General features: G+C 68.4%; 15 protein-coding genes. 11 read left to right on the top strand and 4 right to left on the bottom strand.

Annotation, left to right across the window (positions count from 1 at the left end; genetic code table 11):
- Positions 1-2 precede the first annotated feature (2 nt).
- Positions 3-236 (top strand): hypothetical protein, encoded by a 234-nt coding sequence (locus tag A5658_RS05520; protein ID WP_067332059.1) that lies wholly within the window; start codon positions 3-5, stop codon positions 234-236.
- Positions 185-868, top strand: coding sequence for a DUF2567 domain-containing protein (locus A5658_RS05515; protein WP_067332057.1), 684 nt, complete (start codon positions 185-187; stop codon positions 866-868). The genes A5658_RS05520 and A5658_RS05515 overlap by 52 nt, the downstream gene beginning before the upstream one ends.
- Here A5658_RS05515 and A5658_RS05510 read toward each other — a convergent pair.
- Positions 834-2,171, bottom strand: coding sequence for a lipase family protein (locus A5658_RS05510; protein ID WP_067332054.1), 1,338 nt, complete (start codon positions 2,169-2,171; stop codon positions 834-836). The two genes, A5658_RS05515 and A5658_RS05510, sit on opposite strands and share 35 nt — an antisense overlap.
- 62 nt (positions 2,172-2,233) lie before the next feature.
- Positions 2,234-2,956: an NUDIX domain-containing protein gene (locus tag A5658_RS05505; RefSeq protein WP_067332052.1), complete on the bottom strand. Its 723-nt coding sequence runs from the start codon at positions 2,954-2,956 to the stop codon at positions 2,234-2,236.
- Between the two features lie 50 nt (positions 2,957-3,006).
- On the opposite strand from A5658_RS05505, the gene nadA reads away from it, so the two are divergent.
- Genes nadA through nadC form a run of 3 tightly spaced genes read left to right on the top strand, consistent with a single transcriptional unit; the run spans position 3,007 to position 6,520 of the window.
- The gene (gene nadA / locus A5658_RS05500) at positions 3,007-4,080 is read left to right on the top strand and encodes a quinolinate synthase NadA (protein ID WP_067332050.1); all 1,074 of its coding nucleotides are present in this window, start codon (positions 3,007-3,009) and stop codon (positions 4,078-4,080) included.
- Entirely contained in the window at positions 4,077-5,663 is a 1,587-nt protein-coding gene (locus A5658_RS05495) for an L-aspartate oxidase (RefSeq protein WP_067332047.1), read from the top strand. The genes nadA and A5658_RS05495 overlap by 4 nt, the downstream gene beginning before the upstream one ends.
- Entirely contained in the window at positions 5,663-6,520 is an 858-nt protein-coding gene (gene nadC / locus A5658_RS05490; protein WP_067332045.1) for a carboxylating nicotinate-nucleotide diphosphorylase, read from the top strand. The genes A5658_RS05495 and nadC overlap by 1 nt, the downstream gene beginning before the upstream one ends.
- Positions 6,521-6,538: 18 nt before the next feature.
- Here the strand turns inward: nadC and A5658_RS05485 are convergent, their stop codons facing one another.
- Entirely contained in the window at positions 6,539-7,105 is a 567-nt protein-coding gene (locus tag A5658_RS05485; RefSeq protein WP_067332043.1) for a TetR/AcrR family transcriptional regulator, read from the bottom strand.
- Positions 7,106-7,145: 40 nt separating this feature from the next.
- Here A5658_RS05485 and A5658_RS05480 point away from each other — a divergent pair, with 40 nt between their 5' ends.
- Complete coding sequence (locus tag A5658_RS05480) at positions 7,146-8,174, top strand: zinc-binding dehydrogenase (protein WP_067332041.1); 1,029 nt, start codon at positions 7,146-7,148, stop codon at positions 8,172-8,174.
- A 70-nt stretch (positions 8,175-8,244) separates the two neighbouring features.
- Here the strand turns inward: A5658_RS05480 and A5658_RS05475 are convergent, their stop codons facing one another.
- Positions 8,245-8,655, bottom strand: coding sequence for a nitroreductase family deazaflavin-dependent oxidoreductase (locus A5658_RS05475; protein ID WP_067332039.1), 411 nt, complete (start codon positions 8,653-8,655; stop codon positions 8,245-8,247).
- An 84-nt stretch (positions 8,656-8,739) separates the two neighbouring features.
- On the opposite strand from A5658_RS05475, the gene hisD reads away from it, so the two are divergent.
- The 5 genes from hisD to priA are packed head-to-tail and all read left to right on the top strand — an operon-like array spanning position 8,740 to position 13,221.
- Entirely contained in the window at positions 8,740-10,065 is a 1,326-nt protein-coding gene (hisD, locus tag A5658_RS05470; protein WP_156751275.1) for a histidinol dehydrogenase, read from the top strand.
- Positions 10,065-11,234 carry a histidinol-phosphate transaminase gene (locus A5658_RS05465; RefSeq protein ID WP_067332035.1) on the top strand — a complete coding sequence of 390 codons (1,170 nt, stop codon included), beginning with the start codon at positions 10,065-10,067 and terminating at the stop codon, positions 11,232-11,234. The genes hisD and A5658_RS05465 overlap by 1 nt, the downstream gene beginning before the upstream one ends.
- A complete protein-coding gene (gene hisB, locus A5658_RS05460; protein WP_231997222.1) occupies positions 11,227-11,856 on the top strand; it encodes an imidazoleglycerol-phosphate dehydratase HisB in 630 nt (209 codons plus the stop codon). The genes A5658_RS05465 and hisB overlap by 8 nt, the downstream gene beginning before the upstream one ends.
- The gene (gene hisH / locus A5658_RS05455) at positions 11,853-12,485 is read left to right on the top strand and encodes an imidazole glycerol phosphate synthase subunit HisH (protein ID WP_067332030.1); all 633 of its coding nucleotides are present in this window, start codon (positions 11,853-11,855) and stop codon (positions 12,483-12,485) included. Before hisB ends, hisH begins: the two co-directional genes overlap by 4 nt.
- A gap of 1 nt (position 12,486) precedes the next feature.
- Positions 12,487-13,221: a bifunctional 1-(5-phosphoribosyl)-5-((5-phosphoribosylamino)methylideneamino)imidazole-4-carboxamide isomerase/phosphoribosylanthranilate isomerase PriA gene (priA, locus tag A5658_RS05450; RefSeq protein WP_067332028.1), complete on the top strand. Its 735-nt coding sequence runs from the start codon at positions 12,487-12,489 to the stop codon at positions 13,219-13,221.
- Positions 13,222-13,227 lie beyond the last annotated feature (6 nt).

Genomic DNA, 13,227 nt, shown 5'->3' with positions numbered 1-13,227 from the left:
TGATGGTTCGCGATCTGCCCGTGCCGGTCAGCGCCGGCCACTACAACATCTATACGGGCAAGCCGTCCACGGAAGGCGCCGCGATCCCGACGGCGGCTCAGCTGGGCCTGGAGCCGCCCCGGTTCTGCGCCGAGTGCGGCCGCCGGATGGTGGTGCAGGTGCGTCCCGACGGCTGGTGGGCCAAATGTTCGAGGCACGGACTGGTCGATTCCTCCGAACTCGAGGCGCAACGGTGACACAGCCGCGGATTTCGCGACGACGGGCGGCCATCACGGTCGCGGTGGGTCTGCTGCCGGCGGGCGTCCTTGTCGGCGCCCTGTGGGCGTGGCTCGCCCCGCCGATCAGGGGGGTGCTGGTGCTGACGCACAGCGGGGAGCGGCTCCACGAATACCTGGGCCCTGAGTCCGATCACTTCTTCGTTGCCGCGTTCCTGATGCTCGGATTGCTCAACGTGGTGGCGGCGGTGACGGCGGTGCTGGCGTGGCAGTGGCGGGCGCATCGCGGACCAGGGATGGTGGTAGCGCTGTGCGCCGGGATGGTGATCGCGGCCGCCGCGGCGATCGGAGTGGGCATTCTGGTCGCGCACTTGCGTTATGGCACAGTCGATTTCGCTGCGATACCACTGAACCGCGATCAGCTGCATTATTTCGCTGAAGCGCCGTCGGTGTTCTTCGGCCCGTCGCACCTGCAGATCGCCTGCACGCTGCTGCTGCCCGCGGCGACGGCGGCACTGGTGTATGCGGTGCCGGTTGCCGCGACCGCGCGCGACGATCTCGGCGGCTATCCGCCCGTCGAGGTGGTGTATCCGCGCACCCAGACCGCAGTCGAGGCCGTCATAGCGGACGGCGGTGCACCGACTTCCCGGTGATGACCTTGGCCGCGATCACGGCCAGCCGCGCCATTCCGACGTAGGTGGCCGGGTTGAACATCGTCGGCCATTTCGTCCGGATCAGATGATCGGTCAGCGGTCGCCGGGCGAACCGGTCCTGCAGCCAGCGCAGCGCCATCGGCGCAGATAGCGGGTGCAGCAGCAGGTGCTCGTTGAACGCATCGCGGTGATAGGTGACCTCGGCGCCGCCGGCGGAGTAGGCGTCGGCCAGCCGGTCGATGTCCTCGACGTCGATCAGGTAGTCGTGCACCGCCTGCACGATCAACACCGGCGGCGTGGGCACCTTGGCGCCGAGCCGGATGCTGTCGAAGACGTGCTGGACCTCGGGCATCGTCAGGATTTCCTCGAGCGGCCGGTCGAGGTAATCACCGACGTCCTTCTTGATCATCCGGATCACCGCGCCGACGGTCGTCATGCTCTCCAGACGCCGCAGCAGGGCGCGGCCGTCCTCGCTGGCGTGCTCGTCGATCACCTTGTTCAGCTCGGGATAGATGTGGACCAGCGCGGCGATCACCATTGCGGGCAGTCCGGACAGGAAGGAGCCGTTGAGCCGGCGGAAGGTGTGTCCCAGGTCGCCGACCGGCGACCCGAGGACCGCGCCGACGACGTCCAGCTCCGGCGCGTAGTCGGCACACAGCTCGGCGGCCCACGCGGTCGCCAGCCCGCCCCCGGAGTAGCCCCACAGCGCCACTGGCGCCGCCGAGGACAGGCCCAAGCGCTCGGCGCTCAGCGCGGCGCGAATGCCGTCGAGGATGAAGTAGCCGGGCTCGAACGGCGCACCCCACATACCGGTACGGCCTTCGTGGTCGGGAATCGACACCGCCCAGCCCTCGGCCACGGCGGCGGAGATCAGCAGAAACTCCAGCTGAGCCAGCGAGCCCAGCGCGAACGCGCGTCGGCGCAGCGCGTAGGACGGAAAGCAGCGTGAGGACACCGCGTCGATCGCGCACTGGTAGGAGAGCACCGGGCAGGGGCGATCGGGACTGGCCTCGGCGGGCACGATCACCGTAGTCGCGGTCGCCTCGGGCTGGCCGTTCATGTCGGTGGTGCGATACAGCAGCTGGGTGGCCATGATCTGCTGCGGGACCAGCCCGAGAAACGCCAGCTCCACGTCGCGTGAACGCAGCACCGTGCCGGGTGCGGCGTGTTGGTATCCGGGCGGGGGCTGGTAGAACGGGTCCTCGCTGGGCAGCTGCGGACGGGCGTTGGCCTGCAGTTCCTCGTGGGGCGCACGTCCGATCCACTCCGCACCGGTCGCGGTCGCAAGGTTGCCAATGTCCATCGGGGCATTGTTGCTTAAGAGGGCTTTAAGAATCCAGTCCGTCCGAGGGTGAGTCGTCCACATCACGCCGAACCAGGAGGTCGCAGCGCCGCGAATTCGTCGGTAACGCGCAACTGGGAATCTGTGAAGCGGTACAGAGCTGCCGGGCGGCCGCCGCTGCGCCCGGACTGCGCGACGGTGCCGGTGGGGCTGATGACGCCGCGGCGGGCCAACACGCGCTGCAGGTTGGTGGTGTCGACCTGGTAGCCCAGGGTCGCGCTGTAGATGTCGCGCAAGGTCGACATGGCGAATTCGGTGGGCGCCAGGGCGAAACCGATATTGGTGTACGACATTTTGGCGACCAGCCGGGTGCGGGCATGTTCGACCATCGGGCCGTGGTCGAACGCCATCGGCGGCAGCGACATGACCGGGTGCCAGCTGGTGTCCGACGGCAGTTCCGGGGTGGCGGGGGAGGGCACCAGGCCCAGGAAGGTCGACGCGATGGTCCGGGTATCGGGCAGCCGCGCGGGTTCGGAGAACACCGCGAGCTGTTCGAGGTGAGCGACCTCACGCAGGTCGACCTTCTCGGCGAGCTGGCGCCGCACCGAGGTCGTCATGTCTTCGTCATCGCGTAATTGCCCGCCGGGCAGCGACCACGCCCCGCGCTGTGGATCCCGGGCACGTTGCCACAGCAGGACGTTGAGCTCTGGTTTCAGTGTCCTGGGGCCCGATGGGCCCGCTGCTGTGAGCCCGCGAACCTGGAATACGACGGCGAGCACTTCGTGCGCAGTGCTACCATTGACCATGTTTTCGATTATAAGTCGAAAACCCCTGCCGGGAGGCGAAAGGATCGACTATGGCAGTCGCGAATCGCACCAACGTGCGATCAAACGGACTGGATCATCACGTGGCAAACGATCTCGCCGCAGGAATCACGAACTCTCCCAACGGTTTCGGCGGCATCGACGGTGACGCGGAATGGGCGGCCGAAATTCGGCGGCTGGCCGATCTGCGGAACGCCACGATCCTGGCGCACAACTACCAGCTGCCGGCCATCCAGGAGGTCGCCGATCACGTCGGCGACTCGCTCGCGTTGTCGCGGGTCGCGGCCGAGGCACCCGAAGACACCATCGTGTTCTGCGGCGTGCACTTCATGGCCGAGACCGCGAAAATCCTGAGCCCCGACAAGACAGTGCTCATCCCGGATCAGCGGGCGGGCTGCTCGCTGGCCGACTCGATCACGCCCGAGGATCTACAGGCCTGGAAAGACGAACACCCGGGCGCGGTGGTCGTCTCCTACGTCAACACCACGGCGTCTGTGAAGGCGCTCACCGACATCTGCTGCACGTCGTCCAATGCCGTCGACGTCGTTGCCTCCATCGACCCGGCCCGCGAGGTGCTGTTCTGCCCGGACCAATTCCTGGGTGCGCACGTGCGCCGGATGACGGGCCGCGACAACGTGCACGTGTGGGCCGGCGAATGCCACGTCCACGCCGGGATCAACGGCGACGAGCTCGCCGAGCAGGCGCGTAAGCACCCGGAGGCCCAGTTGTTCGTCCATCCCGAGTGCGGCTGTGCCACGTCGGCGCTGTACCTGGCCGGCGAAGGCGCCTTTCCCGACGACCGGGTCAAGATCCTGTCGACCGGCGGCATGCTGGACGCCGCCCGCGAGACCCGCGCCCGTCAGGTGCTGGTCGCCACCGAGGTCGGCATGCTCTACCAGTTGCGTAACGCCGCGCCGGACACCGACTTTCAGGCCGTCAACGACCGCGCCTCGTGCAAGTACATGAAGATGATCACCCCCGCGGCGTTACTGCGCTGCCTGGTCGAGGGTGCCGACGAAGTCGACGTCGACGCACAGACCGCGGCGCTGGCGCGCGAGAGCGTGCAGCGGATGATCGCCATCGGTCAACCGGGCGGCGGCGAATGAGCATCCACCCGGCCTGGGAAGAGCACGCCGACGTCGTCGTCATCGGCACCGGTGTCGGCGGATTGGCCGCGGCGCTGGCCGCGCACCGGGCCGGTCGCCGAGTGGTCGTGCTCAGCAAGGCGGCCCGCAAGCCGGGCGTGACCGCAACGCACTACGCGCAGGGCGGCATCGCCGTGGTGCTGCCCGACACCGACGACTCGGTCGACGCGCATGTGGCGGACACCCTAGCCGCCGGAGCGGGGTTGTGCGACGCCGACGCAGTGACGTCGATCGTCGCCGACGGCTACCGGGCGGTCAGCGAATTGGTCAGCGACGGAGCACAATTCGACGAATCTGCCGCCGGCGGTTGGGCGCTGAGCCGCGAAGGCGGGCACTCGCGGCGGCGCATCGTGCATGCCGGCGGCGATGCCACCGGCGCCGAGGTGCAGCGCGCGCTCGACCTTGCCGCCGACACCCTGGACATCCGGATCAAGCACGCCGCACTGCGCTTGCTCCATGACACCACGTCGGGCACCGACGCGATAACCGGTGTGCTGGTAGCGGATCGGCGGGGCATCGGCATCGTGCACGCACCGTCAGTGATCCTGGCCACCGGCGGCCTCGGACAGCTCTACGGCGCGACCACCAACCCCAAGGGCTCCACCGGTGACGGCATCGCGCTGGCGCTGTGGGCCGGAGCGTCGGTGAGCGATATCGAGTTCATCCAGTTCCACCCGACGATGCTGTACGACGGCCGGACCGGTCGTCGCCGGCCACTGGTCACCGAGGCGATTCGCGGCGAGGGCGCGACTTTGGTTGACAGCCAAGGTAATTCGGTGACTGCCGGCGTGCACCCGATGGGGGACCTGGCGCCCCGCGACGTGGTGGCCGGCGCCATCGACGCCCGGCTGCGCGCTCTCGGCGACGACTGCGTCTTCCTCGACGCCCGCGGCATCGACGACTTCGGGCGCCGATTCCCGACCGTCGCCGCCGCGTGCCGAGCCGCCGGCATCGATCCCGTTCGCCAGCCGATCCCGGTGGCCCCGGGTGCGCACTACAGCTGCGGTGGCGTCATCACCGACGTCTGCGGGCGCACCGAGCTGCCGGGCCTGTTCGCCGCGGGCGAGGTGGCCCGCACCGGAATGCACGGCGCCAACCGGCTGGCCTCCAACAGCCTGCTGGAGGGACTGGTTGTCGGCGGTCGGGCCGGACGCGCCGCGGCCGAACATGCCGGCCTCTTCGGTCGGACACACGCGACGGCGACCGTGCCGGCCGATTGCGGCGCACTGGGTCGCGACGACCTGCAGCGGGCGATGAGCCGCGACGCTTCGGTGGTGCGCGACGCCGACGGCCTGCATCGGCTGGTCGAGACCTTGTCCTACGCCCCGCCAGGAGTGGTTACCACGCGGGCCGGCCTCGAGGACGCCGCGCTGACCATCGCCGCCCGCGCGGTCGCGATCGCCGCGCTGGCCCGCGAGGAGAGCCGGGGGTGTCACCACCGGGCCGAATATCCCAGCGCGGCAACGGCTCCCGGGCGCAGCCTGGTCGTCCGACTGGCCGCCGACTGCAGCCCCCAAGTCGACGAGCTGGCGGCGGTGAGCTGATGAGCCTCTCGAATAGCGAGCTCAGCGAGGCTCGCGCGACGATCGCCCGAGCACTCGACGAGGACCTGCGCTACGGCCCCGACATCACCACCACCGCGACCGTCCCCGACGGCGCGACCACCACCGCGTCGTTGATCTGCCGCGAGCCAGGCGTGATCGCGGGGGTGGACGTCGCGCTCATGGTGCTCGACGAGGTGCTGGGTCCCGACGGATACCGGATCGTAAGCCGAGTCGACGACGGAATCCGGTTGCAGGCGGGGGATTCGGCGCTGACCGTGTACGCACCGATGCATGGCCTGCTCACCGCCGAACGCACGCTGCTGAACCTCGTCTGCCACCTGTCCGGGATCGCGACCGCGACCGCGGCGTGGGTGGACGCGGTCGACGGCACCAAGACCAAGATCCGCGACACCCGCAAGACGCTGCCCGGCCTGCGCTCGTTGCAGAAGTACGCGGTGCGCGTCGGCGGCGGTGTCAACCACCGGCTGGGCCTTGGCGATGCGGCGCTGATCAAGGACAACCACGTCGCCGCCGCGGGATCGGTGGTGGCCGCGCTGCGCGCCGTCCGGGCCGTGGCGCCCGACCTGCCGTGCGAGGTCGAGGTCGACTCGCTCGAACAGCTCGACGAAATCCTTTCCGAGAACCCTGAATTGGTGTTGCTCGACAATTTCCCGGTGTGGCAGACGCAAATCGCCGTGCAGCGCCGCGACACCCGGGCGCCGGGCACCAAGCTTGAGTCATCCGGTGGGCTTTCGCTGGACACCGCGGCCGACTACGCCGGAACCGGTGTCGACTACCTCTCCGTCGGGGCGCTCACCCACTCGGTCCGAGTCTTCGACATCGGCCTGGACATCTAGGCTCTCGTGATCCAGTAGCTAGTGACGAAGTAAACGGCGCGCTGCGGGTTTCGCCGCGACGAGCGCTCCCGCATCGCCAGCGATGCGCGACAAGATCAGTGCTCCCTCGATCAATGAGATCACCGCGACGGCAACGCTTTCCGCTTCTGCTTTCGGCCAGCCGTCGGCGTCCAGCCGTTCCTCGATGGCCCGGCACCAGCCGGTAAACGCGCGCGCCGACGCCGCTCGCACCATGGGACTGGCGTTCACGGACTCGGTGGCGATCGGTTCGATGGGACAGCCGTCGCGTCGATCCGCGGCCAGCCCGTCAATCAGCAGATCGATCCACCGATCGACGATGTCGGCCACCTGCGCGCCACCCGCCAGAAACCTGCGGAGCAGTTGCTCGATCGCCGCCCCGCTGCTGTCGACGACCGCGGCGGCCAGCTGCTGTTTGCCCTGCGGAAAGTGGTGATACAGCGAGCCGGGCTTGACGCCCGCCTCGTCCAGTATCTGGTTGAGTCCCGTCGCGGCATAGCCCTGCCGGCGGAACAGTGTGGCCGCGGTATCGACAAGCGCGGCACGGCTGCGGTCTGGCCTCGGCACGCTATTGACTTTACTTGAGTGACCACTCAAGAATGCTGCAATGAGGCAGTTGATGTTCGAAGAGGTCGGGCGGTACGCGTGGCGAGAGACGCCGGGCCCGCAAATCACGGCGCCCGGACAAGCACTGGTGCGACCGCTCACGGTGGCCTGCTGTGACTTGGATGTCGCCGTCGTCCACGGCCGGTTGCCGATGCCGCCGGGGCATGCCGTCGGTCACGAAGGACTGGCCGAAGTCGTCGCGGTAGGTGACGACGTAGCGGGTGTGGCCGTTGGCGACCGTGTAGTGGTGCCTTTTCAGATCAGTTGCGGTGCCTGCCGCCAATGTCGGCGAGGGGTGACGAGCTCCTGCGGGTCTCTGCCGCTGATGGCGATGTACGGAATGGCTCCGCTGGCGGGTCTGGATGGCGGGGGCTTCATGTCCGATCTGGTGCTGGTGCCCTACGCCGACTCGATGCTGATTCCGGTTCCAGCCGACGTAGATCCGATCGCCGTCGCGTCGCTCTCGGACAACATTCCCGACGGATGGCGCGCCATCGGTCCGTTCAGGACCGAACTTGCCGAACTGCGCGAGGCGGATCGCCGCGTACTGGTCGTCGGCCGGCTCTCGATTGGGCTGTACGCAGCGGCGCTGGGCGCCGCGCTCGGTTACCACGTCGACTATGTCGACACCGATGGCGACCGGTTGGCGGCGGCGGAGAAACTCGGCGCCGTCGCGCACGACGTCGCCAAACCGGACAAATCCTGGGATCCCTATCCGGTCACCGTGAACACCAGCGGCGATCGGGCGCTGCTGGCCGCGACGCTGCGCGCGACCTGGCCGGACGGCGTATGTACTGATACCGGGATCTATCCCGAATACAACGTCGAATTGCCGTTGCTGCCGATGTACACCCGCGGCGTGCGATTCGTCACAGGACGAGTCAGCGCTCGGGCCGTCATCCCAGAGATTCTCGATGTGCTGGCCGGTGGATGCGACCTGTCGCCGATCGTCGACCGGGTGGTCCCGTGGGAGGACGCGCCCGCCGCCTGGCCGGCGATGACTGGCAAGACCGTCTTCACCCGCGAATAGGCGAGCGCGAAACAGAACCCAGGGTTGTGAATTTCGCGAATCGGCAGCCGTGGCTGCTGTTTCGCGGTGGCTAGGCGATATCGGCGACGAACATTCCGACGCGCCCGATCTGCCGCCTGGCCATAAACGGCAGCCCCGCGCCGTCGCTGCCGGCCGGCAGCACCCGCGGGTTGATCAGGTGGACGTCCTTGCGGACGAAGTGCAGGTCCGCTTCGCCCGCGGCCAGCACGTTCTTGACCCAGTTGGTCTTCCCGTGGGCCAGCGCGATGGCCAGCACGTTGCCTTTGCGATAGGCGGTGACGATGGTCTCGTAGGACTTGCCGGAGGTCCGGCCGCGGTGCTTGATCACCGAGAACCCGGGGATATACCGCGCGAATGGTCGGACCGCCGGGTTGAAGTACTTGATTTGGAACTTCTCGAACCACACCGGGAAAAGCATCGGAACGCCCGGGGCGTTATTGGGATGGTCCTTCGCGGACATGGCACCTCCGTGGTGGTGGGTGTGTCGTCAATGTACCGGTCCGATATGCGGTTGCTCTGTTCTGGGACAATGGACAGCGTGACTGTGATGGCGCGCATCGATCTACGAGGTGCAGACTTGTCCGTCGCCCGACTGCGGGCGACCTTGCCCCGCGGCGGCGTGGACGTCGAGGCCGCCCTGTCGACGGTGCGCCCGATCGTCAATGCGATCGCCGACCGGGGTGCCGACGCCGCGCTGGAGTACGGCGAATCGCTGGACGGCGTGCGCCCGCCCTCGGTGCGGGTGCCCAGCAGCGAGCTGGACGCCGCCCTGGCCGGGCTGGCGACCGACGTCCGCTCTGCGCTGGAGGTGGTCATCGAACGCACCCGCGCGGTCCACGCCGATCAGCGCCGCTGCGACGTGACGACCACGCTGGGCCCCGGTGCCACTGTCACCGAGCGGTGGGTGCCGGTCGAGCGGGTCGGCCTCTACGTTCCCGGCGGCAACGCGGTCTACCCGTCGAGCGTGGTGATGAACGTGGTGCCGGCGCAGGCCGCGGGAGTCGGCTCCTTGGTGGTGGCCAGCCCGCCGCAGGCCCAGTCGCAGGGCCGGTTTACCGGCCTGCCGCACCCGACCATCCTGGCCGCCGCACGACTCCTCGGCGTCGACGAGGTGTGGGCGGTCGGCGGGGCCCAGGCCGTGGCGCTGATGGCCTACGGCGGCATGGACACCGACGGCGCCGAGCTTGCCCCCGTCGACATGATCACCGGCCCCGGCAACATTTACGTGACCGCGGCCAAACGGCTGGTCCGCTCGCGGGTCGGCATCGACGCCGAAGCCGGGCCCACCGAGATCGCGATCCTGGCCGATGACACCGCCGACCCCGAGCACGTCGCCGCGGACCTGATCAGCCAGGCCGAACACGATGAGATGGCCGCCAGCGTGCTGGTGACGCCCAGCACCGAGCTCGCCGACGCCACCGACGCCGCGCTGGCCGCTCAGCTGGAGACCACCGTGCACCGGCAGCGGGTGACGACCGCGCTGGCCGGCCGGCAATCGGCGATCATCCTGGTCGACGACCTCGACGCCGGGATTCGCACGGTGAACGCCTACGCCGCCGAGCATCTGGAGATTCAGACCGCGAACTCGGAGAAGGTTGCCGCTCAAATCCGTTCGGCCGGAGCCATTTTCGTCGGCGCCTACTCGCCGGTCAGCCTCGGCGACTACTGTGCCGGGTCGAACCATGTGCTGCCGACCGCGGGCAGCGCCGCACACGCGAGCGGATTGTCGGTGCAGACCTTCCTGCGCGGCATCCACGTCGTCGACTACACCGAGGCGGCGCTCAAAGACGTTTCCGGGCATGTGATCACGCTCGCTGACGCCGAGGACCTGCCCGCGCACGGCGAAGCGGTGCGGCGGAGGTTCGGTTGATGGCCAAGCGACCGACGCTCGACGACCTTCCGCTGCGTCCGGATCTGCGGGGCAAGTCGCCGTACGGTGCGCCGCAGCTCGACGTCCCGGTTCGGTTGAACACCAACGAGAACCCGCACCCGCCGAGTAAGGCGCTCGTCGACGATGTCGTCGCGTCGGTGAGCGAGGTGGCCACCGGCCTGAACCGCTATCCCGACCGCGACGCGGTGGCGCTGCGCACCGACCTGGCGACCTATCTCACGACGCAGACGGGCATACCGCTTCGCGTGGAAAACCTCTGGGCAGCAAACGGATCCAACGAGATCCTGCAGCAGCTGTTGCAGGCATTCGGCGGCCCGGGGCGCAGTGCGATCGGCTTCGTGCCGTCGTATTCGATGCACCCGATCATCTCCGACGCCACCCGCACCGAGTGGCTCGAGACGGTCCGCGCGTCCGACTTCAGCCTCGACACCGATGCGGCGGTGGCAGCGATCGTCGAGCGCCGGCCCGACGTGGTGTTCGTCACGAGCCCCAACAACCCAACGGGTCAAAGCGTTTCGCTGCCCGACTTGCGCCGGCTGCTCGATGTCGCGCCCGGCATCCTGATCGTCGACGAGGCGTACGGCGAATTCTCTGCTCTGCCAAGCGCGGTGGCGCTGCTCGACGAGTACCCGACCAAGCTGGTCGTGAGCCGCACCATGAGTAAGGCGTTCGCCTTCGCCGGCGGCCGGCTGGGTTATCTGGTCGCCACGCCGGCCTTGGTCGAGGCGATGCTGCTGGTGCGGTTGCCGTATCACCTGTCCTCGGTCACCCAGGCCGCCGCCCGGGCCGCGCTGCGGCACGCCGACGACACGCTGGGCAGCGTCGCGACGCTGATCGCCGAACGGGAGCGGGTGCAGGCGGCGTTGAGCGGCATGGGTTTTCACGTCATACCGAGCGATTCCAATTTCGTGTTGTTCGGACGCTTCGCGGACGCGCCGGCCACCTGGCAGCGTTACCTGGACGCCGGCGTGCTGATCCGCGACGTCGGGATACCCGGGTATCTGCGAACGACGATTGGCCTGGCCGTGGAGAACGACGCATTCCTTTCCGCCAGCACAGATCTGGCCGCCACCGAATTGGCCCAGCCCGTCGTGGCGATCGCAAGCGCGGCTACGCCGGGCGCAGCGGGTCGCCACGGAGATGATTAGGAGCGTCATGACCGCCGGCCGTCGCGCGCGCGTTGAGCGCACCACCAAAGAATCCGAGATCGTCGTCGAGCTCAACCTCGACGGCACCGGCGACGTACACATCGACACCGGTGTGCCGTTCTACGACCACATGCTGCATGCCCTGGGTAGCCACGCCAGTTTCGACCTGGCAGTGCGCGCCAAGGGCGACGTCGAGATCGAAGGCCACCACACCATCGAGGACACCGCGATCGTCCTCGGCCAGGCCCTGGGCGAGGCCCTCGGCGACAAGAAGGGCATCCGCCGATTCGGCGACGCCTTCATCCCGATGGACGAAACGCTGGCGCATGCCATCGTCGACGTCTCCGGGCGTCCGTACTGTGTGCACACCGGAGAGCCGGATCACCTGCGGCACACCACGATCGCCGGGAGCTCGGTGCCCTACCACACGGTGATCAACCGCCATGTCTTCGAGACCCTGGCCAACAACGCGCGCATCGCATTGCACGTTCGGGTGCTCTACGGTCGCGACCCACACCACATCACCGAAGCGCAGTACAAGGCTGTCGCCCGGGCGTTGCGGCAGGCCGTCGAACCAGACCCCCGGGTGTCCGGCGTGCCGTCCACCAAAGGTGCTCTGTGAGAGCGCTTTCCCGCCGGAAAGCGGTTGTAGTGCTGGACTACGGCTCCGGCAACCTACGGTCGGCTCAACGCGCGTTGGAGCGCGTCGGTGCCGACGTCGAAGTGACCGCCGACCTCGACCAGGCCGCCGCCGCAGACGGACTGGTGGTGCCGGGCGTCGGCGCGTTCGAGGCGTGCATGACCGGGCTGCGCGGAATCAACGGCGAACGGGCCATTGCCGACCGGGTCGCCGCCGGCCACCCAGTGCTCGGCGTCTGCGTCGGCATGCAAATCCTGTTCGCCCGCGGAGTCGAGTTCGGGGTGGAAAGCACCGGCTGCGGACAGTGGCCGGGCGCGGTGACCCGGCTGGACGCTCCGGTGATCCCGCACATGGGCTGGAACGTGGTGAGCGCCGCACCGGGTAGCACCCTGTTCAAGGGCCTGGACGACGACGCCCGGTTCTACTTCGTACACTCCTATGCCGCGCAGCGGTGGGAGGGCGGCGCCGACGCACTGCTGACCTGGGCCACCCACGGCGTTCCGTTCCTGGCCGCGGTCGAAGATGGTCCGCTGGCCGCAACCCAGTTTCACCCCGAGAAGAGCGGTGACGCCGGAGCGGCCATATTGAGCAATTGGGTTGAAGGGTTGTGACGTGTCGTTGATTTTGTTGCCCGCCGTCGACGTGGTCGAGGGCAAGGCGGTGCGGTTGGTGCAGGGCAAGGCCGGCAGCGAAACAGACTACGGCTCAGCGCTGGAGGCCGCGCTGGCCTGGCAACGTGACGGCGCCGAGTGGGTGCACCTGGTGGACCTCGACGCGGCGTTCGGCCGCGGCTCCAACCGCGAACTGCTCGCCGAAGTGGTCGGCAAGCTCGAGGTCAACGTGGAGCTCTCTGGCGGCATCCGCGACGACGAATCGCTCGGCGCGGCGCTGGCTACCGGCTGTGCGCGGGTCAACGTCGGCACCGCCGCTTTGGAGAACCCGCAGTGGTGTGCCAAGGCGATCGCCGAGCACGGCGACAAGGTCGCGGTGGGTTTGGACGTGCAGATCGTCGACGGTGAGCACCGGTTGCGCGGGCGCGGCTGGGAGACCGACGGCGGCGATCTGTGGGCGGTGCTGGATCGTCTTGACGGCGAAGGGTGTTCGCGCTTCGTCGTCACCGACGTCACCAAAGACGGCACCCTGACCGGCCCCAACCTCGACCTGCTGCGAGCGGTCGCCGACCGCACCGACATTCCGGTGATCGCCTCCGGCGGAGTGTCCAGCCTCGACGATCTGCGGGCCATCGCCACCCTGACCGACAGCGGGGTAGAGGGCGCGATCGTCGGAAAAGCTTTATACGCCGGCCGATTCACATTGCCCGAAGCGCTGTCGGCGGTAGCAGGTTAGGACCGC

Origin of the sequence: Mycobacterium sp. 1245111.1 (assembly GCF_001673405.1) — a bacterium.
Taxonomy (GTDB): domain Bacteria; phylum Actinomycetota; class Actinomycetes; order Mycobacteriales; family Mycobacteriaceae; genus Mycobacterium.
Note: the sequence above shows the minus strand (reverse complement) of the source record. Positions and strands in the feature narration are given on the sequence as shown.

Coding starts and splice junctions, on each gene's coding strand:
- A5658_RS05520 (WP_067332059.1), top strand. CDS start 3: ATGGTTCGCGATCTGCCCGTGCCGGTCAGCGCCGGCCACTACAACATC.
- A5658_RS05515 (WP_067332057.1), top strand. CDS start 185: ATGTTCGAGGCACGGACTGGTCGATTCCTCCGAACTCGAGGCGCAACG.
- A5658_RS05510 (WP_067332054.1), bottom strand. CDS start 2,171: ATGGACATTGGCAACCTTGCGACCGCGACCGGTGCGGAGTGGATCGGA.
- A5658_RS05505 (WP_067332052.1), bottom strand. CDS start 2,956: ATGGTCAATGGTAGCACTGCGCACGAAGTGCTCGCCGTCGTATTCCAG.
- nadA (WP_067332050.1), top strand. CDS start 3,007: ATGGCAGTCGCGAATCGCACCAACGTGCGATCAAACGGACTGGATCAT.
- A5658_RS05495 (WP_067332047.1), top strand. CDS start 4,077: ATGAGCATCCACCCGGCCTGGGAAGAGCACGCCGACGTCGTCGTCATC.
- nadC (WP_067332045.1), top strand. CDS start 5,663: ATGAGCCTCTCGAATAGCGAGCTCAGCGAGGCTCGCGCGACGATCGCC.
- A5658_RS05480 (WP_067332041.1), top strand. CDS start 7,146: ATGAGGCAGTTGATGTTCGAAGAGGTCGGGCGGTACGCGTGGCGAGAG.
- A5658_RS05475 (WP_067332039.1), bottom strand. CDS start 8,655: ATGTCCGCGAAGGACCATCCCAATAACGCCCCGGGCGTTCCGATGCTT.
- A5658_RS05465 (WP_067332035.1), top strand. CDS start 10,065: ATGGCCAAGCGACCGACGCTCGACGACCTTCCGCTGCGTCCGGATCTG.
- hisB (WP_231997222.1), top strand. CDS start 11,227: ATGATTAGGAGCGTCATGACCGCCGGCCGTCGCGCGCGCGTTGAGCGC.